Origin of the sequence: Mycobacterium pinniadriaticum (assembly GCF_026242045.1) — a bacterium.
In the GTDB taxonomy this organism is placed as follows: Bacteria; Actinomycetota; Actinomycetes; order Mycobacteriales; family Mycobacteriaceae; genus Mycobacterium; species Mycobacterium pinniadriaticum.
In genome coordinates this window covers 1-20122 of record NZ_JAPJDO010000023.1, presented here as the reverse complement: position 1 = coordinate 20122, position 20122 = coordinate 1, and the positions used below count along the sequence as shown (strand labels likewise).

17 protein-coding genes are annotated in these 20122 nt (G+C 67.2%); 7 read left to right on the top strand and 10 right to left on the bottom strand.

Annotation, left to right across the window (positions count from 1 at the left end):
- Nucleotides 1-29: 29 nt before the first annotated feature.
- A complete protein-coding gene (locus tag ORI27_RS21875; protein WP_265999200.1) occupies nucleotides 30-3377 on the bottom strand; it encodes a transglutaminase family protein in 3348 nt (1115 codons plus the stop codon).
- A 123-nt stretch (nucleotides 3378-3500) separates the two neighbouring features.
- Here ORI27_RS21875 and ORI27_RS21870 point away from each other — a divergent pair, with 123 nt between their 5' ends.
- Together ORI27_RS21870 and ORI27_RS21865 are read left to right on the top strand one after the other, a co-directional pair.
- Entirely contained in the window at nucleotides 3501-3749 is a 249-nt protein-coding gene (locus tag ORI27_RS21870; RefSeq protein WP_265999201.1) for a hypothetical protein, read from the top strand.
- A gap of 277 nt (nucleotides 3750-4026) precedes the next feature.
- The gene (locus tag ORI27_RS21865; RefSeq protein WP_265999202.1) at nucleotides 4027-4329 is read left to right on the top strand and encodes a hypothetical protein; all 303 of its coding nucleotides are present in this window, start codon (nucleotides 4027-4029) and stop codon (nucleotides 4327-4329) included.
- 10 nt (nucleotides 4330-4339) lie between these two features.
- On the opposite strand, the gene ORI27_RS21860 is transcribed toward ORI27_RS21865, so the two are convergent.
- The 4 genes from ORI27_RS21860 to ORI27_RS21845 all read right to left on the bottom strand — a co-directional run bounded on the left by ORI27_RS21860 (nucleotide 4340) and on the right by ORI27_RS21845 (nucleotide 9794).
- Entirely contained in the window at nucleotides 4340-7237 is a 2898-nt protein-coding gene (locus ORI27_RS21860) for an MMPL/RND family transporter (RefSeq protein WP_265999203.1), read from the bottom strand.
- Complete coding sequence (locus tag ORI27_RS21855) at nucleotides 7234-7662, bottom strand: MmpS family transport accessory protein (RefSeq protein WP_265999227.1); 429 nt, start codon at nucleotides 7660-7662, stop codon at nucleotides 7234-7236. Before ORI27_RS21855 ends, ORI27_RS21860 begins: the two co-directional genes overlap by 4 nt.
- Before the next feature lie 280 nt (nucleotides 7663-7942).
- On the bottom strand, nucleotides 7943-9274 hold the full coding sequence (locus ORI27_RS21850) for a condensation domain-containing protein (RefSeq protein WP_265999204.1): 1332 nt from the start codon (nucleotides 9272-9274) through the stop codon (nucleotides 7943-7945).
- 25 nt (nucleotides 9275-9299) lie between these two features.
- On the bottom strand, nucleotides 9300-9794 hold the full coding sequence (locus tag ORI27_RS21845) for a winged helix-turn-helix transcriptional regulator (protein WP_265999205.1): 495 nt from the start codon (nucleotides 9792-9794) through the stop codon (nucleotides 9300-9302).
- A gap of 94 nt (nucleotides 9795-9888) precedes the next feature.
- Here ORI27_RS21845 and ORI27_RS21840 point away from each other — a divergent pair, with 94 nt between their 5' ends.
- A complete protein-coding gene (locus tag ORI27_RS21840; protein ID WP_265999206.1) occupies nucleotides 9889-11073 on the top strand; it encodes a thiolase family protein in 1185 nt (394 codons plus the stop codon).
- 57 nt (nucleotides 11074-11130) lie between these two features.
- Here ORI27_RS21840 and ORI27_RS21835 read toward each other — a convergent pair whose 3' ends face one another.
- Together ORI27_RS21835 and aspS are read right to left on the bottom strand one after the other, a co-directional pair.
- Nucleotides 11131-11559: a nitroreductase family deazaflavin-dependent oxidoreductase gene (locus ORI27_RS21835; RefSeq protein WP_265999207.1), complete on the bottom strand. Its 429-nt coding sequence runs from the start codon at nucleotides 11557-11559 to the stop codon at nucleotides 11131-11133.
- Nucleotides 11556-13334 (bottom strand): aspartate--tRNA ligase, encoded by a 1779-nt coding sequence (gene aspS / locus ORI27_RS21830; RefSeq protein WP_265999208.1) that lies wholly within the window; start codon nucleotides 13332-13334, stop codon nucleotides 11556-11558. The genes ORI27_RS21835 and aspS overlap by 4 nt, the downstream gene beginning before the upstream one ends.
- 116 nt (nucleotides 13335-13450) lie before the next feature.
- On the opposite strand from aspS, the gene ORI27_RS21825 reads away from it, so the two are divergent.
- Nucleotides 13451-13945 (top strand): SRPBCC family protein, encoded by a 495-nt coding sequence (locus tag ORI27_RS21825; protein ID WP_265999228.1) that lies wholly within the window; start codon nucleotides 13451-13453, stop codon nucleotides 13943-13945.
- Here the strand turns inward: ORI27_RS21825 and ORI27_RS21820 are convergent.
- Nucleotides 13939-15417 carry a carboxylesterase/lipase family protein gene (locus ORI27_RS21820; protein ID WP_265999209.1) on the bottom strand — a complete coding sequence of 493 codons (1479 nt, stop codon included), beginning with the start codon at nucleotides 15415-15417 and terminating at the stop codon, nucleotides 13939-13941. The genes ORI27_RS21825 and ORI27_RS21820 overlap by 7 nt on opposite strands.
- Nucleotides 15418-15489: 72 nt before the next feature.
- Between ORI27_RS21820 and ypfJ the strand changes: the two genes are divergently transcribed.
- On the top strand, nucleotides 15490-16371 hold the full coding sequence (ypfJ, locus tag ORI27_RS21815; RefSeq protein WP_265999210.1) for a KPN_02809 family neutral zinc metallopeptidase: 882 nt from the start codon (nucleotides 15490-15492) through the stop codon (nucleotides 16369-16371).
- On the opposite strand, the gene ORI27_RS21810 is transcribed toward ypfJ, so the two are convergent.
- Both ORI27_RS21810 and ORI27_RS21805 read right to left on the bottom strand, forming a co-directional pair.
- Nucleotides 16368-17030, bottom strand: coding sequence for a DUF427 domain-containing protein (locus tag ORI27_RS21810; protein WP_265999211.1), 663 nt, complete (start codon nucleotides 17028-17030; stop codon nucleotides 16368-16370). The two genes, ypfJ and ORI27_RS21810, sit on opposite strands and share 4 nt — an antisense overlap.
- 5 nt (nucleotides 17031-17035) lie before the next feature.
- Nucleotides 17036-17926, bottom strand: coding sequence for an acyl-CoA thioesterase (locus ORI27_RS21805; RefSeq protein WP_265999212.1), 891 nt, complete (start codon nucleotides 17924-17926; stop codon nucleotides 17036-17038).
- A 76-nt stretch (nucleotides 17927-18002) separates the two neighbouring features.
- Here ORI27_RS21805 and ORI27_RS21800 point away from each other — a divergent pair, with 76 nt between their 5' ends.
- Nucleotides 18003-18623 (top strand): TetR/AcrR family transcriptional regulator, encoded by a 621-nt coding sequence (locus ORI27_RS21800; RefSeq protein ID WP_265999213.1) that lies wholly within the window; start codon nucleotides 18003-18005, stop codon nucleotides 18621-18623.
- A 116-nt stretch (nucleotides 18624-18739) separates the two neighbouring features.
- Nucleotides 18740-19969, top strand: a complete 1230-nt coding sequence (locus tag ORI27_RS21795; RefSeq protein WP_265999214.1) for an amidohydrolase family protein — start codon at nucleotides 18740-18742, stop codon at nucleotides 19967-19969.
- Nucleotides 19970-20122 lie beyond the last annotated feature (153 nt).

The following is a 20122-nucleotide window of genomic DNA, read 5'->3' as shown; positions in this document are numbered from 1 at the left end:
CCGGACGGCGCCCGGGTCGGCCTCACCCATCAGTTCTGCAGCACGGTACGCACTCGGCGCAGGTCGAGGATCCCCGCCGCGCCGACATCGGTGGATTGCCGGGCCTGCTTCTCCCGGATGTCCGCGACGTCGACCTTGCCCGGCGTGAACCCGGTGGCCTCGAAACGCCGGCCGCGACGCGACTCGGCCTCCACGGCGTTGACCGGCGGACTGTCGTAGGCGCGGCCACCCGGATGCGAGACGTGGTAGGTGCACCCGCCGCGGGAGGTCCCGGTGGCCATGTCCACCAGCTCGAATCGCAACGGGCCGTCCACGGTGATCGTGGGGTGTAGCGCGCTCGGCGGCTGCCACGCGCGGTAGCGCACCCCACCGACCTGGACATCGGGGTTGTCGGTAGCCAGCATCGGGATCGGGTAGCCGTTGCAGGTCAGCACGTGACGCTGGCGGTCGGCACCGATCGCGCGGACCTGGATCCGCTCCACCGAGGAGTCGACGTAGCGTGCGGTGCCGGTGCCGGTGGATTCCTCACCCAGGGTGTTCCACGGTTCGATGGCGCCGCGCAGTTCGATCTCCACGTGGTCGAACACCGCGGTGCCCACCCGCGGGAACCGGAACTCGGTGAACGGGTCCAGCCAGCTGGTGTCGAAGTTGATGTCATGCGCACGCAGGTCAGCGCATACATCGGCGATGTCGTGGATGATGTAGTGCGGCAACAGGTATCGCCCGTGCAGGTTGAGCCCATGGCGGATCAGCGGCGCCCGCAACGGCTGGTCCCAGAACCGGGCCACCAGGGCGCGCACCAGCAGCGACTGCACCATCGCCATCTGGAAGTGCGGCGGCATCTCGAAACCGCGCAGCTCCAGCAGGCCCAGTCGGCCGCGGGCGTTGTCGGGGCTGTAGAGCTTGTCGATGCAGAATTCGGCGCGGTGGGTGTTGCCGGTGATATCGGTGAGCAGGTGGCGCAGGGCGCGGTCGGTGACCCACGGAGCGAAGCTTGCTGAGCGACCGGGTCCGCGCTTCGAGTCCTGCGGCCCCGCGGTAAGCCGGGCGATCTCGGCGAAGGCGATCTCGAGTTCGTACAACGCCTCCGACCGGCCCTCGTCAACTCGGGGGGCCTGCGACGTCGTGCCGATGAAACGACCGGCGAACAAATACGACAACGCCGGGTGCCGCTGCCAGTACGTCAGCAGTGACACCAGCAGATCGGGCCTGCGCAGCAGCGGCGAGTCGGCCGGGGTGATACCGCCGAGGGTGATGTGGTTGCCTCCGCCGGTGCCGCCGTGGGTTCCGTCGACGTCGAACGACTCGGTCGACAACCGGGCCAGGCGGGCCTCCTCGTAGAGGGTCTGCAGCTGCTCACGCTGTTCGGCGAAGCTCTTGCTCGGCGCCACGTTGACTTCGATGACACCGGGGTCCGGCGTGATCGACATCGACTCCAGCCGCGCGTCCGACGGCGGGCCGTAGCCCTCGATCACCACCGCGCAGCCGACCTTCGCCGCCGCCGACTCCACCCTGGCGATCAGATCGACGAAGTGTTCCAGCGCCTCGGTCGGCGGGACGAAAACGTATAGAAAGCCGTCGCGCACCTCGGCCACCATGGCGGTGGTGGGTGCGCTGTCGGCCTCCTCCAGCGCCGCATCGGCGCTCTCGCGATCGACGGGCAGTGTTCTGGACCCGCTGGCGATCGGGTCGGCGTGCACGGCCGGTCGCGGCGGGTGCCAGCTGATCGAGCCCAGCGGCAGCCGCAAGCCGGCCGGCGAGTCGCCTTCCAGCAGCACGACTCGGCCCCGGCGCAGCCGCCAGTCGGCACTGGCCCAGCCCGCGTCGTCCTCGCGGCGGTGCAGGGGCAACAGGTAGGCCGCCGGATCGACCACCGACTCCTCCAGGCGGGCCAGCAGATCCGAGCGCGCGGCCGGGGTGTCGGTTTCCAGATCCTCGTCGGGACCGACCGGATCACCGGATGGCATGCGGACTGCCTGGGCCAGCCGGCTCAGCGGATCCTCGTAGACCGGCCGCACCTGGGTGGCCGGCAGGCCGAGACCGTCGGCGATCTCCGCCAGCAGCTGCTGGGCGGCACCGGGCTCCACCTCGTCGTGCTCGGCGCCCCACGGGTCGGCCAACAGTGCCGGATCGTTCCACAACGGCTGGCCGTCGCGGCGCCAATGGATTCCGATCTGCCAACGGGGCAACGGTTCTCCGGGATACCACTTGCCCTGGCTGCGCTGCACCAATCCGGTCGGCGCCCACACCGCCTTGAGCCGCGCGGTCAGCGCCGAGGCCCGTTCGCGCTTGTGCGGGCCGTCGGCCGCGGTGATCCACTCGTCGTCGACCTGGTTGTCCACCGAAACGAAGGTCGGCTCGCCGCCGATGGTCAGCCGCACATCCCCATCGGCCAGCCGCTGGTCGAGGCGAGCGCCCAGGTCGTTGATGGCCGCCCACGCGGCATCGGTGTAGGGCAGCGTGACGCGGGGATCCTCATGGACGCGGGTGACGATGTTGGCGAAATCCAGCGTCGCCTCGGCCACTCCGGTGGTGCCGGTGATCGGCGCCGCCGACGACGGATGCGGGGTGGCCGCCAGCGGGATGTGTCCCTCGCCGGCGAACAATCCCGAGGTGGGGTCCAGCCCGATCCAGCCGGCGCCCGGGATGTACACCTCGGTCCAGGCGTGCAGATCGGTGAAGTCGGCGGCGGGCCCGGAGGGACCGTCGAGGGCTTCGACGTCGGAGGTCAGTTGCACCAGGTAGCCGGATACGAACCGGGCGGCCAGGCCGAGCTCGCGAAAGATCGACACCAGCAGCCACGCGGAGTCGCGGCAGGAGCCGATCCCGCTCTGCAGGGTGAAATCCGGCGTCTGAACACCGGGTTCCATCCGCACGCTGTAGCCGACGTCGTTGTTGACGGCCCGGTTCAGCGCGACGAGGAAATCGATGGTCCTGGTACCGGGCTCGACCACGAAATCACGCACCCAGGACCGCACCAGATCGCCGGGCCCCGAGCCTTCCTCGGCTTCGTCGACGGGCCGCAGGTAGGGCTCCAGGTCATCCTTGAGCGCCTTGGGATAGGCGAACGGGAACGTCTCCGCGTAGTCCTCGATGAAGAAGTCGAACGGGTTGATCACCTTCAGGTCGGCGATCAGCCCGACCTTGATGGTCAGTTGCCGGGTCCGGGACGGGAAGACCAGCCGGGCCAGGAAGTTGCCGAACGCGTCCTGCTGCCAGTTGACGAAGTGGTCGGCGGGCTCGACCTCCAGCGAGTAGGCCTCGATGGGTGTGCGGGAGTGCGGTGCCGGCCGCAGCCGGACGACGTGCGGATGCACCTCCACCAACCGGTCGAAGGTGTAGCTGGTGCGGTGCTCCAGCGCCACTTTGATACCCATAGGGCGCAATCCCACCACATGCCACACCGACGCGCAGACCGCACGCCCGTTCTCAGCGGCAATCTTCTTTAGCTACGCCTTCCCCCGTTGGGAAGCACGTCAGACTGCGCGTGTGTAGGCCGGATGGGGAAAGCGGGCGGCGTACTGGGACTCGTCGTCGTGGACGTGGGCGCTGCGCTCGCAGCGGGCGTCGGAGTCGGTGTGTACGTCGGAGTCGGGGTGTACGTCGGAGTCGGGGTCTGCGCCGGCGTGGTGATCGTGAACGGAACCGTCGGCGGCGCGGCGGTGGTAGGAGGCGGCGTCACAACAGCGGGCCCTGGAGCGAGCCGTGGAGCCTCCACGTTGACCGGTGTGCTGGTCGGCTCGGGATAGACCGAATCCTCCTGGGGCGGGCTCGGTTGATAGCGCAGCGTCGCAATCGCGAGACCGGCCACCACCATGCCAAGTATCGTCACCACGATTCCGCGAAGCGATAGGTGTTGCTTCATGTTCGCGACGCTCGTCAACCACCCCACGGTAGGTAGACACTAGTCGGTCCGCCGGAGCCTGGTCTGATGGCCGCGCCGGGTCGCAGTCTGCTTCCCGGCCCGATCGCCCCCAGATGCAGCACACCAGAAGCCAGTGCGGCAGGGGTGCGACAATCGCGGATGTGGATCGGCCCGAACCGCGCTGGATACCCGCCGCGCTACGGCCCTGGCTGCAGATGCGCTGGGTCCAGGCCGGGCTGGTGATCGCACTGTTCGCGCTTCTCGGCGTGGTCTTCATGCTGACCTCCGACCGCAAGGACTCCGCGTACTGGGCCGGCTACGCCGACGGGCAGCGCTGGGTCGACGCCGGCGGCTACCGGGCCCACGACGAGTCGATCGCCAGATATTGCGCCGTTCAGGCCACCCACCAGGCCACCAGCTACGAACGTGGCTGTATCGACGGGGCCCACAACGCCATGCACTGAATCTCTTTGGCTAAGACTGGGATTCGGCGGCGGTCGGCTGGGTTTTCTCCGACGCGGGTGATGGCCACGGACTCGGCACCGGACGCTTGCGCACCCGCTGCGGCCACCAGAACCAGCGCCCCAACAGCGCGGCGATCGACGGCGTCATGAACGACCGGATCACCAGGGTGTCCACCAACAGACCCATGCCGATCGTCGTGCCGACCTGCGCCAGGATCGTCAACTCGCTGAACGCCATGGCCGCCATCGTCACCGCGAACACCAGCCCCGCCGACGTGACGACCGAGCCGCTACCACCCATCGCCCGGATGATGCCGGTGCTCAGACCGGCACCGATCTCCTCCTTGAGTCGGGCCACCAGAAGCAGGTTGTAGTCCGATCCGACCGCGAGCAGGATGATGACCGACATCACCAGCACCATCCAGTGCAGGGGCCGGCCGATCAAGTCCTGCCAGATCAGTACCGACAAGCCGAACGACGTGCCCAGCGACAGCAGGACCGTGCCCACGATCACCGCGGCGGCCACCACAGCGCGGGTGATGATCAGCATGATGATGAAGATCAGGCACAGCGCCGCGACGCCGGCGATCATCAGGTCGTAGTCGGCACTGTCCTGCATGTCCTTGTAGCTGGCCGCGGTGCCGGCGAGGTAGATCTTGGAGCCCTCCAGCGGGGTGCCCTTGATGGCTTCGAACGCCGCGTTCTTGATCGGGTCGACGTGGCTGAGGCCTTCCGGCGACATCGGGTCACCCTCGTGAGAGATGATGAACCGCACCGCTTTACCGTCCGGCGACAAGAACATCTTCATGCCGCGCTTGAAGTCCGGATTGTCGAACGCCTCCGGCGGCAGATAGAACGAATCGTCGTTCTTGGCTTCGTCGAACGCCTTGCCCATCGCGCTCTGATTTTCCTGCATGGCCGCGATCTGGTCCTGCTGGCCGGCCTGGGTGCTCTGCAGGGTCAGCTGCATGGTCCGCATGGACTTCATCGTCTCGATCATCGGCGGCATCAGCATGCGCATCTGAGACGTGAGCAGGTCCAGTTTGTGCAGGTCGGGAACCAGGTTCTGGAAGTCGTCGGTCATCGTGTCGATACCGTCGAGGGTGTCGAACACCGACCGCAGCGACCAGCACACCGGGATGTCGAAGCAGTGCGGTTCCCAGTAGAAGTAGTTGCGGATGGGCCGGAAGAAGTCGTCGAAATCCGCGATGTGGTTGCGCAACGTCTGGATATCGGCCAGCGTCAGGTCCATCTTGCCGACCATGCTGTGGGTGACCGCGTTGAGCTGACCCATCAGGTCGTACATCTGCGTCATCGTGTTGATGGACACCTGCATGTCCTCGCCCATTTTCAGCATGTCCTTCATGCGGTCCTGCATGTAGGACTGGTTGAGCGTCTGCGTGGTGCCCTGCATACCCAGCAGGAACGGGATCGAGCTGTGCTCGATCGGGGTGCCCAGCGGCCTGGTGATGGTCTGCACCCGCCCGATCCCCGGCGTGTGGAAGATGGCCTTGGCGACCCGGTCGATCACCAGGAAGTCCGCGGAGTTGCGCAGGTCGTGATCGCTTTGCAGCATCAACAACTCGGGGCTCAGACGAGCCGCCGGGAAATGACGCTCGGCGGCCGCGAAGCCTTCGCTGGCCGGGATGTCCGGCGGCAGGTAGTGCCGGTCGTTGTAGTCGGTGCGGTAGCCGGGCAGGGCGAGCAAACCGATCAGGCAGACGAAGGTCGTCGCGACCAGGATCGGTCCGGGCCAGCGCACGACGGCTGTGCCGATGCGCCGCCAGAACCGCTCGCGGGAGGCACGCTTGGGCTCCAACAGTCCGAAATGGCTGGCGACGGTGACGACGGAGGGTCCGAGGGTCAGCGCAGCGGCCACCACCACCGTCATGCCGACGAACAGCGGGATGCCCATCGAGTTGAACATCGGGCTGCGAGTGAAGTGCAGGCAGGCCAACGCGCCAGCGATGGTCATGCCCGACCCGAGGATCACGTGGCCGGTGCCGTGGTACATCTCGTAGTACGCCGACTCCTTGTCGGCGCCCTTACTTCGAGCCTCCTGGTAGCGCCCGAACAGGAAGATCACGTAGTCGGTGCCGGCCGCGATCGCCACCATGACGAGCAGGTTGACCGCGAACGTCGACAGCCCGATCAGGTGGTAGTTACCCAGGAAGGCGACTACGCCTCGGGCGGCGGCCAACTCGAGGAACACCATGAACAGCGCGAGCAGGACAGTGACGATCGAGCGGTAAACGAACAGCAGCATCACGGTGATGACGCCGAACGTCAGACTGGTGATGATCTTGAGGCTTCGGTCACCGGCGATGTGGGTGTCGTTGATCAGTGCTGATGGTCCGGTGACATACGCCTTGACGCCCGGCGGCGCAGGCACGCTCTCGACGATCTGCTTGGCCGCCTCAACCGACTCGTTGGCCAGGCCCTCGCCCATGTTGCCGGCGAGGTAGACCTGCACGTAAGCGGATTTACCGTCGGCACTCTGCGAACCCGCGGCGGTCAGCGGGTCGCTCCAGAAGTCCTGGATGTGCTCGACGTGCGTCTTGTCGGTTTCGAGCTTCTTGACGATCTCGTTGTAGTACTGGTGCGCGGCATCGCCGAGGGGCTGGTCGCCCTCCAGCACGATCATCACCGACGTGTTGGAGTCGAACTCCTGGAAGGTTTTGCCGATCGTGTTCATCGCGATCGTCGCCGGCGCGTCGGCGGCCGACATCGGCACCGACTGCTGCTCGCCGACCACCTCGACCTGCGGCACCACCACGTTGGTGACGACCGTGAGCGCCAGCCAGCCCAGGATGATGGGGACCGACAGCCACCGGATCCAGTGCGCGAGATGCGGGCGGTTTCCGTGCTCGTCGACCTGCGGCTTCTCGCCCTTGTTCAGGGTGATCATGCGGATTTGACTAGGCAGAATGTCTGGGCGTTCACCCCGGTCGAGGTCTTTTCGTCCTTGAGTTCACCGTTGACCAGGATCCGGCAGCCGATGGTGTCACTGTCGCCCTGGGCGACGATGTTGGCCGAGGCAGCCGGCGCGGTGGTGGTCAAGGTCAATGACCACGGGAGGGTGACGTCCCGCGCGATCTGCGGCGTGGCGTCCAGGTCGAGGTAGTTGATGGTCGCGACGGTTCCCGGCGGGCCGTAGATCTCATACACCACCGTCTTCGGGTTGAACGGCTTGGTGTCATTGGCCAGGCCGCTGCCCGGGCGGGTGAGTTCGGTCTTGCCGAACACGCCGTGCAGACGAAACACGCCGAACGCGGCGACCGCGACGACGATCAGGATCACGATGGGCAACCACGCCTTGCGCAGCAGTTTCATCGGGCCGCCGCGCCGTTTGGCGCGCTGGGCGCCGGGCTGGGATTCCTGCTGCACCGGGCCCGTCTGGGTGTCGTCGGGCGCCGACTCGCCCGCTGAGGTGTAGGTCCGACTTTCAAGAGTCACGACCCGCCCCCCTTCTGGCTTCGCAGTTCAGCCTGTCGATTCACCGCGGCTGCATTTAGCACCGCTACATAGTAGGACTAACGGACTTTGTCATCCTAACCCGGGTGATGAGCGTCATGGGTCACGAAGAGTTCGGGCCGGGGTCACAGCGACGCCGTTACTCCATGGTGGCGGTGAGCCCGAAATCGTCGAGCACCTGGCCCACCGTGGCCTTCAGCTGGTCTTTGCTGTTCGGCCCGCCGGGCCGCCACGCCGACACCGTGAGAGTCACTTTCCCGTTCACCTGACCGGACGCCAAGAACAGCGTCCCGCCGAGCCGGTCCAGGATATCGGCAGTGACCCTGGACTCGAGCTGCCGCAAGACGAGGAACTCGGCGTCGGTGCCGTCGGGCCGGTTTACCGCGACATCCAGTTTCCCGAGATTGGAACAACCGACCGGGGCCCCGGCGCCCAGGGCCATCCCCTCGAGCCGGCGCACCAAACCCGCCGGAATCAATGGCGCCAGCGCCACCGGCCCCAGCAGTTCGAAGCGGGCCTCGGACAACGCCGACAGGCTTCTCTTCAATTCGGCGCGAACCGCACGCAGGCTCGTTGTGACGTCGGACGGGTCGACCGTCAGCGTCATCCCGGTCAGCGCATTGGCCCGGGTATCGCCTTCGGTGCGCTCGCTGACCGGGAACTGCAACCTGACCATGCCGGCGCCGTCGACCCGGCCCATGGTTTGCCCCAGTTTGGCGGCAATCCCCGCGAACAGCGAATTACTGGTTCCGCCAAGGCTTTCCATCCGGGCCTGCCACTGTCCCTCGTCGATGAAGGCAGCCAGCGCCGGCACGGTGACCAGCGCCGCGCCGTCGAGCTTCGCCGGCCGCGCGGCCGACCGCCCGAGCGAGGAGGTCATCTCGGTGCGGTTGTTCCCGGCCAACCGCACCGCGGCGACGACAGCCTTGGCGAAGTCCGGTACCGCACGCAGGATCTCGGCGGTGTCCTCGCGCAGCGCGCGGCCGCGGGTACGTGCGTTCGGCTCGGGGTAGCCCAGCTCCCACGTCTCGCCACGGGCAGCCTGTTTGATCGCCAGGGTGATCGCGAGGCCGTCGCAGATCGAGTGCGAGGCCACCAGCGTGATCGCCGCCCCACCCTCGGTGAGCGGTTGCATCGCCAACCGCCAGGATGGGCCGCCCTCCGGGTCGATCGGAATGCGCAGCTGCTCGTCGAACCAGTCCATCACCTCCGCGCGCGGGCGGGCCGTTGCGGCGATGTCGACGTCGGCAGGCCCTCGCCAGGTCACCCAGTGGTCGCGACCGAACGGCAGCGGCGATCGCTCGATCCGGCGCCCCAGCAAGCCGTGACCGAGGTTGTGGTGGAACCGGCGCAGGGCGTCGAGATCGACCGGATGTTCATAGATCCAGCCGTATTGGGCGAGCGGTCCACGCCCCAACGCCCGCAGGCCCATAAACGATCCCTGGTCGATATACGCCAACGTGGAGTCCACACCCGCACTGTACGGGGCGGCCGTCTCACTCCGAGGTAGCCGCGGGACTTCCCTTTCGCCTGATTTCCACACCGAGTTCGGCTGGCGGGACGAGATGCCCATCAGTGCAACGGATCTCGACCGTCGCATCGGCACCGCACCCGAGGTGCACCAGCCGCAACCGGCTGTCGTTGTCCAGGTGGCGGCGACCCCACTCGAACATCGACCAGACCACCGGCATCAGATCGGTGCCGGCATCGGTGAGCACGTACTCGTCGCGGGCTCGCTGCCCCGGCTCCCGATAGGGGCGCCTGGTCAGCAGTCCGGCTTCAACGAGTTCGGCCAACCGCGCCGAGGTGGCCGCCTTCGTGATGCCGACCCGGCGGGCGAAATCGTCGAACCGGGTGGTGCCGTAGTAGGCCTCACGCAGGATCAGCATCGCCGACTTGGTCCCGATGACCGCCATGGTCTTCTCGATCGGACATTTGCCGACCGCGGACCAGGCATCGCGGTCGGCCAGGGGGCCCTGCAGCACTGTCACGTAAGTCACTCCATTTCTGAGTTGTTTTCACTATACCCAGGTGTTATAGCTGGGTATATAACCCAATACTCAGCGGCGAGTTCAGGAGGACAACATGGCCGGTTTCTCAGGGCGGGACGCCGTCATCGTTTCAGCGGTGCGCACCCCGATCGGCAAGGGCAAGCCCGGCGGCGCACTGCACGGGGTGCTGCCCGCCGATCTACTGGCCCACAGCCTGTCCGAGCTGGTGGCGCGCACCGGGGTCGATCCCGCCGACGTCGATGACGTCATCGCCGGCGCAGTGACACAGGTCGGCGACCAGGCGGTCAACATCGCCCGCAACGCGCTGCTGGGCGCGGGTTTCCCTGAGTCGGTGCCCGGCGCGACAGTGGACCGCCAGTGCGGCAGCAGCCAGCAGGCGATCTCGTTCGCCGCCCAGGGGGTCATCGCCGGCGCCTATGACGTGGTGATCGCGGCGGGTGTGGAGTCGATGAGCCGGGTGCCGATGGGGTCGTCGGTGCTGCCGGGCAGCGATCCGTTCGGCACCCGCTTCGCCCAGCGCTACGACGAGGGGCTGGTACCCCAGGGGATCAGCGCCGAGCTGATCGCCGCACGATGGGGGCTGTCGCGTGCCGAGCTCGACGAGTTCTCCGCGGCCAGCCACGAGAAGGCGGCCGGGGCGACCAAGGACGGGCTGTTCGACAACGAACTGGCGCCCATCGCCGGGCTGCAGACCGACGAGATCATCCGTCCCGGCACCACGATCGACACGCTGGCCGACCTGCGGCCCGCGTTCTACAACGAGGCCGTGGCGGCGCGCTTCCCCCAGATCAACTGGGAGATCACGCCGGGCAACTCATCACCGCTGTCCGACGGCAGCGCCGCGGTGCTGATCACCTCATCGGAGGTGGCCCGTCAGCACGGTTGGCGACCGCTGGCCCGCATCCACACCACCACGGTGGTGGGCTCCGACCCGCTGTACATGCTGACCGGGGTCATCCCGGCTACCGAGAAGGTGCTGGCCCGGGCCGGCCTGTCGCTGGCTGATATCGACCTGTTCGAGGTGAACGAGGCGTTCGCCCCGGTGGTGTTGGCATGGGCCCGCGACACCGGTGCCGATCTGGGCAAGACCAACGTCAACGGCGGCGCGATCGCCATCGGGCACCCGTTGGGCGCCAGCGGCGCGCGGATCATGACCACGCTGGTCAATGCGTTGGAGCAACGCGGCGGGCGCTACGGCCTGCAGACCATGTGCGAGGGCGGCGGCATGGCCAACGCCACCATCATCGAACGGCTGTGATCTAGGGATTTCGGCGCGATTTCCGCCGCCCAGCGGCGGTTTCCGCGCCGAAATCGCTCAGGGACGGGTCAGTTCGAACAGTGGGATGACTCGGCTGGTCTTTGCCTGGTATTCACCGAACCCGGGCGCCTCCGCCACGATCTTCGGGTAGGCCGCGTCCCGTTCCTCGCGCGAGAACTCGCGGGCGACGACGTCGTAGGCATCCGTGCCGATCTCGATGTGCGCCCGCGGGTTGGCCCGCAGGTTGTGCACCCAATCGGGATTGGTGTCCGCGCCGGCCTTCGAGCCGATGATGATCAACTTGCCGTCGACGTTGAAGTAGGCCAGCGGCGCCAGCCGCTGCTGGCCGGACTTCGCCCCGGTGGTGTTCAGCAGCAACAACGGCCGGCCCTCGAACGGCCCGCCGACGACGCCGGCGTTGGCCCGGAACTCCTCGACGATGTTCTTGTTGAAATCGTTCATATACGCACTGTCAGGCGATGTCATGGCTGGTCCAGCTTCTCGGGCTTGAAATCTATTCCGGATTCCTTGCGCTGCTGGGCGGTGATCGGCGCGGGCGCGTCGGTCAGCGGGTCGACCCCGCCGCCGGACTTCGGAAACGCGATCACCTCACGGATCGAGTCGGCGCCGAACAACAGCGCGGTGATACGGTCCCACCCGAACGCGATGCCGCCATGCGGGGGCGCACCAAACGTGAACGCGTCCAACAGGAATCCGAACTTCTCGGTCGCCTCGGCATGGTCGATCCCCATCACGGCGAACACTTTCTCCTGGACATCGCGGCGGTGTATGCGGATCGAGCCACCACCGATCTCGTGCCCGTTGCAGACGATGTCGTAGGCGTCGGCGAGCACCGCGCCCGGATCGGTATCCACCGAATCCCGGTACTCCGGCTTGGGCGCGGTGAACGCGTGGTGCACCGCGGTCCACGCCCCGGATCCGACCGCGACATCGCCGGCGGCGGTGGCGTCACCGGCCGGCTCGAACAGCGGTGGGTCGACGATCCAGGTGAACGCCCACGCGTTCGGATCGATCATGTCCAGTCGCCGGGCGATCTCACCGCGTGCCGCGCCCAGCAGCGCCCGCGACGCCTTGGCCCCGCCGGCCGCGAAGAACACGCAGTCCCCAGGATTGGCGCCGACGTGGGCGGCCAGGCCGTCGCGCTCAGCCTCGGACAGGTTCTTGGCCACCGGGCCCGTCAGCTCCCCGTCCTCGCCGACCAGCACATAAGCCAGGCCCTTGGCGCCGCGCTGCTTGGCCCACTCCTGCCAGCCGTCCAGGGTGCGCCGCGGTTGCGACGCGCCGCCCGGCATCACCACGGCCCCGACATAGTCGGCCTGGAACACCCGGAACGGGGTGTCCTTGAAATAGTCGGTGCACTCGACGAGCTCCAGGCCGAAACGCAGATCCGGCTTGTCCGAGCCGTAGAGCCGCATCGCATCGGCATAGCTCATCCGTGGAATCGGCCGCGGCACTTGGTATCCGATCAACGCCCACAACGCGGCCAGGATCTCCTCGGCGACGGCGATGACGTCGTCGGAGTCGACGAAGCTCATCTCCATGTCGAGCTGGGTGAACTCCGGCTGGCGGTCGGCGCGGAAATCCTCGTCGCGGTAGCAGCGCGCGATCTGGTAGTAGCGCTCCATGCCCGCGACCATCAGCAACTGCTTGAACAGCTGCGGGCTTTGCGGCAGCGCGTAGAACGAGCCGGGCTGCAGCCGGGCGGGGACCAGGAAGTCGCGCGCACCCTCGGGAGTCGAGCGGGTCAGCGTCGGGGTTTCGATCTCGACGAAGTCGTGGCCGGCCAGCACCGAACGCGCCGCGGCATTCGCCTTCGAGCGCAGCCGGATCGCGTCACCGGGACCGCCCTCGCGACGCATGTCGAGATAGCGGAACTTCAGCCGCGCTTCCTCGCCGGCCTGCTCGTCGAGTTGGAAGGGCAGCGCGGCGCTCTCCCCCAACACCGTCAGCGACGTCGCGTTGACCTCGATCTCGCCGGTGGGAATCTCGGCGTTCGCGTTGCCCTCCGGACGGATTTCGACCACGCCGTCGACGGCGATGCAGAACTCGGCGCGTAACCGGTGCGCCTGGGCCAGCACGTCCGCGTCCCGGAACACCACCTGCGAAACCCCCGACCCGTCGCGCAGGTCGATGAAGATGACGCCACCGTGGTCGCGCCGACGCGCCACCCAGCCGGCCAGCGTGACCGTCCGTCCGGCATCGGCGGCCCGCAACGTACCGGCGGCGTGACTGCGCAGCACTCAAACTCCCTGGGTATAGAGGATCGGAAATTGGCGGGATCAGTCTATGAGGTGGACCCGACCAGACATTCGTCACCTCGGTGTATGGTCAGCGCGGAGGTAGCCCCATGACCACGATGTATCCCTGCGAGCGCGTCGATGTGAACTGGATCAAGACCGCGCCGTTCCGCTTCTCCAACAGCGTGGACCTCGCGATCACGCCCGAACAGCTCTTCGACGTCCTGTCCGATGCCGGATCCTGGCCGCAATGGGCCAAGGTCATCACCAACGTCACCTGGACCAGCCCGCAGCCCTACGGTGTGGGCACCACCCGCACCGTCGACATGCTCGGCGGGCTGGTCGGCGACGAGGAGTTCCTGGCCTGGGAGCCCTTCACGTACCTGGCCTTTCGCTTCAACACCTGCTCGAACAAAGTGGTGGCCGCCTTCGCCGAGGAATACCGCGTGGTGGAAACACCGGGCGGCTGCCGGCTGACCTGGACGCTGGCGCAGAAAGCGAACGGCCCGGCGCGCTGGGGACTGGTGCTGGGCGGGCCGCTGATGAACCTGTCGTTCAAGTGGTTTCTTGCCAACCTGCGCCGCTACACCGACAAGCGGTATCGAACTCAGTAGATCCCGACCCAGGCCTCGCGGCGCCGGGAGTCGGGATCGTCGACGGTGACATCGCGGCTGGAGCGGATGACCCGGGTGCGCCGCCGGGCGGTGTCATAGCGCGGCCAGTCGTCGAGCACCCCCTGGGTGGCGAAGTTCAGCCAGGTGCGCTGCATGCGTCGGCCCACCGCGGGGAGCACGCGCCGGCCCAGCGGGTGCAGCTTGCGGCCCAGATACGACCCGTAGCTGTGCTGGATGTGCACGATCTCGCTGCCGTGGGTGGCGCCGAGCCCCAGCATCCGCAGGGTCCAGGTGGTGTGGTCGAACCGGTAGACATGGGTGATCGCATGCGGGCTGTAGGCGTCGGTGAAGGCCCACGTCGGTGCCCCGAACATGACATCGGAACCCACCGCGATCTGGGCCCGTCGCCGCGGGTAGTCGGGGTAGCCGGCCAGCACCCGGTCGCGTGCGTCCGAAGCCACCCGGTCGAAGTACCCGTCGATCGACTCTTGGGTGGTCGGCAGCATCGGCGGCTTGGACCAGGCGAACATCGACGCCTCGTGGCTGTTGGTCCCGATGATCAGCGGCACCGGATTGACCTCACCGGCCCGCGCCGCGTCGATCGGATGCCGAGGCAACAGGTCTACCCCGTAGGTGAGCCCGTATGCGAGCGTTGGGGAGGTCTGCGCGCTGCGCCGCTGGATCTCCCCCGCCGCGCGGCGCAACACCCGTTGCGGCAGAACCGGGAAGGCGGCGGGGTCGGCGCCGACGACGTCGACGAACTCGTGTGCTCGGCGGGCGCGCGTGTCACGGTCGGCGATCAACGGCAACGCCGGGCTCTGGGCGATCGCCCGGGCGAACAAGCCCTCGCCGGCCGGGCTGGCCAGCAACGCCAGCACCGAGGTGGCCCCGGCCGACTCACCGAAAATGGTGACCTGCTGCGGGTCCCCGCCGAACGCGGCGATGTTGTCCTGCACCCAGCGTAGGGCCGCGATCTGGTCCCGCAGGCACAGATTGTCGGCGAAACCGGCGCCGAGGTCGCCGAGCTCGAACCCGCCGAACACGCCGAGCCGATAGGTCACATTGACCACCACGACGTTTCCGTTGGCGGCCAGCCGCGAGCCGTTGTACATCTGCAATTGTCCGGCGCCGTAGACGAAAGCACCGCCGGGGATCCAGACCATGACGGGCAGCGGCACGTCGGTCTCGGGCGCCCAGACGGTCAGCGTCAGGCAGGCCTCGTCGCGGATCTTGGGATCGTCACGCCCGCCGCCGACGAACGAACGGCCCTGCGGCGGCACGGGTCCGTACTCGATCGCGTCGCGCACACCCGACCACGGCTGCACCGGGATCGGCGCCCGGAACCGGCGCTCTCCGACGGGCTGCTCGGCGTAGGGAATGCCGCGCCAGACCCGGACACCGTGTTCGGTGGTGCCACACACGGCCCCAAGGGAGGTGTGAACCACGGTCGACGAATCCGCGACGACGGTCACGAGTGAATCGTAGTGTGGCAAGCTGAGCCTCGCGGGTTACCTGCGCCGAAGTGTCGATCTCGAGGAGTGGTCATGACCTTCAACGAAGGTATGCAGATCGACACCAGCACCACCTCTACCGGCGGCGGCCACGGGCGCGGCATCGCCATCGGCGGCGGCCTCGGCGGCCTGGTGGTGGTGTTGCTGGCGGTGTTCCTCGGGGTCGACCCGAGCCAGGTGCTCCCCCAGCAACCAGGGCTGCCGCCGGGTGCCGAGCAGTCCTCGGGCTACGACCTGAGCAAGTGCAAGACCGGCGCCGACGCTAACACCTACGTCGAATGTCGGGTGGTGGCCACCGGCAATTCCGTGGATGGCGTGTGGGAGAACCTGCTCAAGGGCTACACCCGCCCCAACATGGTGTTGTTCAAGGGACAGGTGCAGACCGGCTGCGGCCCGGCGACCAGCGATGTCGGGCCATTCTACTGCCCGGTGGATAAGACGGCCTATTTCGACACCGACTTCTTTCAGGTTCTCAAGACCCAATTCGGTTCCAGCGGTGGACCATTGGCGCAGGAGTACGTGGTGGCCCACGAGTACGGCCACCATGTGCAAGATCTGCTGGGCGTGCTGGGCCGCGCCCAGTCGGGCGCACAGGGCGCGGGCGGGGCCGGCGTGCGCACCGAGTTGCAGGCCGACTGCTATGCCGGGGTGTGGGCGCACTACGCCGCGATCACCAAACAACCCGGCACCGACGTGACATATCTGGAACCGTTGACCGATAGGGACATTGCCGATGCGCTGTCGGCCGCGGCGTCGGTGGGTGACGACCGGATCCAGAAGCAGGCGACCGGGCGGGTCAACCCCGAGCAGTGGACTCATGGTTCGTCGGCCGAGCGCCAGAAGTGGTTCACCACCGGCTACCAGACCGGCGACCCCAATCAGTGCGACACCTTCAAGGCCAGGGATCTGGGCTAGGCGGGCAGTTCGGCAGTCATCGAGACGCGCTCGGCGTCGAAGCTGAAGTAGCCTGCGATCGGCGATGTTTCGGGCAACGGATCGCCATAGCTCCAAGCGACGTCCTCGACACCACCTGCCGCCCAGTACGTCGCGTACCCTTTGTAATTGCAGTAGCTCGAGGTCGCCGTCCGGTGCATCAGGTCGGTCCGCACGTGCGTCGGTGCTACATAAAGCCTTGGCGCCAAAGCAGTCTCGAATACGATCACGGTGTCGTCGGTATCCACCAAGACACTGCCGCCGACTTCCACGCGCAACCGCCGCCGGGTGGGCCGGCAGTCCACCCGGTGATACGGGTTGGGCGGGTAGTGCACCAGGACCCGCCCCTCCTCCAGCCAGGTATCGACCGCGTCCCACGGCACCCGTACGTAACCCGGTGCGGCGCCTTCGGGTTCGGTTGGCAGATCGGCGGTTTCACCGACCGGGAAGACGTAGCTCAGCGGCGCGCCGGCGCGGTGGACCATCAGCGCGTTCTCGGTGTCGATGACGCACTGCCCACCGCGCAACGCCTGCACCCGACGCGGGTGGGGCTCGACGTAGACGATCGGGTCGGCCACCGGTACCGAAAACCAGCCGGCCCGGTCCGGGCCGAGTGGGCCGCGTCCGGCGACCAGGCTCATCGGAGCTAGATCCGGGCTTCGGCGGCGATGGCGCTGTCGGTGGTCCGCAGGGGGCGGATCAACGCGTCCTGGGTGAACGACGCGATCAGCTCGCCTTCCTCGGTGTGGACCGCCCCGCGGATGTAGGACATACCGGCGCCGACCTGAGTGCTCTCGTGGGTGTAGAGCAACCAGCCGGTCCAGGTGACCGGCTCGTGGAAACTCACCGTGACCGTCATCGGCGCGGTCGACACGGTGAAGTGCGACTGCGCGGTGCCGATGCCGGCATGGGCGCGCATGGTCGTCGAGATGCCCAGATGCCCGGTGAAGTAGGCGATCAATGCCTTGGCCAGGTCGTCGCGGGTGGGGATGGGCTCGTAGTGCAGCCACGCGAAGACCTCGGGCGGACCCACCTCGTCGGGACTGTTGATGTCGACCACGTCGACGAGCTTGACCTGCCGGCCTTCCATCGGCATTTCGCAGACGTTGGCCGCATCCGGTCCGGCCACCTCCGGGCGTGGCAACTGGTGGCGGATCACATCGGGCGTCGGCACGTCGGCGAGCACCGTGAACGTCATACAACGCTTGTCGTTCTGCGAGGCGGTGACGATCGCACTGGCCATCGACCGGCCCTCGGAGACGACGTCGAAGTCGAGCACCACCGGCGGTCCGACCAGCACGGCGCGGGCGAACACACTGTGCACCGAACGAATCGACTTGCCCTCGAAGCGCTTTGCCGCCGCGACGATCACCTGAGCGAGCACCTGGGTACCCTCGACGACCTGCCGCTCGTCGGTATCGGCGATGCCGGTCGGGGCGATGAACCGGTCCTGGCCGTCGGCCTGGACGTCGAAGAGATCGAGCAGGCGCGCCACTGTCCAGTGGTTCTGGCCGGGATCCCCGGAATTCGAAGACATCTGTTCCCTCACCTCGTCGCGTTCCAAGACGGTAACGTCATTCTCGTCACTGTAACCCGACCGATAAGCTGACCCGATGGCCAAGGCCAACGAACGATCTCCGGGCGCGCTGAGCGCCGATCCGGACTCCCGGGAGAGCCGCTTCATGCGATCGGCCCTGTCGATCCTCGCCGAGACCGGCCGCACCGACTTCACCGTGCTGGAGGTCGTCGAGCGGTCGAAGACCTCGCTGCGGTCGTTCTACCAGCACTTCACCACCAAGGACGAGCTGCTGCTGGCGCTGATCGACACGATCATGGCCGAGTCCACCAAGCGGTGGCGCAAACAGACCCAGGACCTGCCCGCCGGCGAGGCGATGCGCGTGCTGATCGACCGGATCTGCACGCCGGCCGAATCCACCAAGCAGGACAGCATCAACCGCGGCCTGACCTACTACAACGACCACCTCGCCGAGACCCTGCCGCGGGAGTATTCCCGCGTGCTGTCGCCGCTGCACCAGCTGATCGGCGAGATCCTCGAACGCGGGATCGCCGAGGGGACGTTCCGGTCGGACCTGCAGTCCGAGACCACCGCCGCGCTTATCATGCAGGCGGTGCTCGGGGCGATGCGGCTGCGCCGCCTGGGCGCCGAACTCAACGGCGTGCCCATCGACGGCGCGCACATTTACGACTTCTGCGTGCGCGGCCTGCTTCCGTAGCCACTCCATACTGTTTGCGCAGCTAGAGACCCTCTTTTCGACGGATGTGTATACCCGGCTATTCGCGTGGTAACGTCATTACCGCTACCGACAAATCAGACTCTCTGGAGGCGGACATGCCATCGCGCGAGCTCCCCTACCCCGTGTTCGACGCGGACAATCACTTCTACGAGCCCAAGGAAGCGCTGACGCAATTCCTGCCGGACACCCGCAAAGGCGTCATCGACTACATCGACGTCCACGGGCGCACCAAGATCGTGGTGCGTAACCACATCAGCGACTACATCCCCAACCCCACCTTCGAGGTCGTCGCCCGGCCCGGTGCCCAGGAGGAGTACTTCCGGCATGGCAGCGGCGGCAAGAGCTACCGCGAGGTGATGGGCAAGCCGATGAAGGCCATCCCCGCCTTCCGCAACCCGGAGGCCCGCATCGAGGTGCTCGACGGCCTGGGACTGGACTACACGATCATGTTCCCGACGTTGGCCAGCCTGGTCGAGGAGCGGATGAAGGACGACCCGGAGCTGATCCTGGACATCGTCCACGCGCTCAACCAGTGGATGTATGAGACCTGGCGTTTCGACTACGAGGGCCGGATCTTCTCCACGCCGGTGATCAACCTCAGCATCGTCGACCGCGCGCTCGAGGAGTTGGAGTGGTGCCTGGAACGCGGCGCCAAGACGGTGCTGGTCCGGCCGGCCCCGGTCGCCGGTTTCCGCGGCACCCGTTCGATGGGACTCCCGGAGTTCGACCCGTTCTGGGACGCCTGCGTGAAGGCCGGCATCCCGGTGTGCATGCACGCCTCGGACAGCGGTTACGCCCAGTACCTCAACGACTGGGAGCCCGCCGACGAGTTCCTGCCGTTCAAGCCGACCGCGTTCCGGATGGTCGCGATGGGCAAACGACCGATCGAGGACACCATGGCCGCCCTGGTGTGCCACGGCGCGCTGACCCGCAATCCGGATCTGCGCATCCTGTCCATCGAGAATGGCGCGTCCTGGGTTCCGTACCTGTTCTACCAGTTCAAAGACGTCTACATGAAGATGCCGCAGGAGTTCCCGGAAGACCCGATCGAGGCCTTCAGGCGCGCCGTCTACGTGGCTCCGTTCTGGGAGGACGACTTCAAGAAGATGGCCGAACTGTGCGGTATCGATCGCATCATCTTCGGTTCGGACTGGCCGCACCCGGAGGGGCTGGCCGACCCGATCAACCTGGTCGACGACCTGGTCGCGCAGGGGCTCGACGAGGAGGGCCAGCGAAAGGTGATGGGCGGCAACCTGGTCGACCTGTTCCAGGTCCCCAACGTGTCGGTTCACAAGCCCGACGTCCCGGCGCTGGTCATCGCTTGAGCCGATCGGAATTGTCGTGACGGACGTGCGCGCCGGCCCAACCGCCGCCCCCGCCCCCGGGTTAGGTAATCCAGGGCGGCCCCAAGACCCGCGTGGGCCAACCCCCAAACCAGCGGGGGGGGGGGCGCCCACCCGCCAGGGGGGTGGGGGGGG

Excerpts from the sequence above, each read along its gene's own strand:
- ORI27_RS21875 (WP_265999200.1), bottom strand. The coding sequence starts at position 3,377 with ATGGGTATCAAAGTGGCGCTGGAGCACCGCACCAGCTACACCTTCGAC.
- ORI27_RS21870 (WP_265999201.1), top strand. The coding sequence starts at position 3,501 with ATGGGGAAAGCGGGCGGCGTACTGGGACTCGTCGTCGTGGACGTGGGC.
- ORI27_RS21860 (WP_265999203.1), bottom strand. The coding sequence starts at position 7,237 with ATGATCACCCTGAACAAGGGCGAGAAGCCGCAGGTCGACGAGCACGGA.
- ORI27_RS21855 (WP_265999227.1), bottom strand. The coding sequence starts at position 7,662 with ATGAAACTGCTGCGCAAGGCGTGGTTGCCCATCGTGATCCTGATCGTC.
- ORI27_RS21840 (WP_265999206.1), top strand. The coding sequence starts at position 9,889 with ATGGCCGGTTTCTCAGGGCGGGACGCCGTCATCGTTTCAGCGGTGCGC.
- ORI27_RS21835 (WP_265999207.1), bottom strand. The coding sequence starts at position 11,559 with ATGACATCGCCTGACAGTGCGTATATGAACGATTTCAACAAGAACATC.
- ORI27_RS21825 (WP_265999228.1), top strand. The coding sequence starts at position 13,451 with ATGTATCCCTGCGAGCGCGTCGATGTGAACTGGATCAAGACCGCGCCG.
- ypfJ (WP_265999210.1), top strand. The coding sequence starts at position 15,490 with ATGACCTTCAACGAAGGTATGCAGATCGACACCAGCACCACCTCTACC.
- ORI27_RS21810 (WP_265999211.1), bottom strand. The coding sequence starts at position 17,030 with ATGAGCCTGGTCGCCGGACGCGGCCCACTCGGCCCGGACCGGGCCGGC.
- ORI27_RS21805 (WP_265999212.1), bottom strand. The coding sequence starts at position 17,926 with ATGTCTTCGAATTCCGGGGATCCCGGCCAGAACCACTGGACAGTGGCG.
- ORI27_RS21800 (WP_265999213.1), top strand. The coding sequence starts at position 18,003 with ATGGCCAAGGCCAACGAACGATCTCCGGGCGCGCTGAGCGCCGATCCG.
- ORI27_RS21795 (WP_265999214.1), top strand. The coding sequence starts at position 18,740 with ATGCCATCGCGCGAGCTCCCCTACCCCGTGTTCGACGCGGACAATCAC.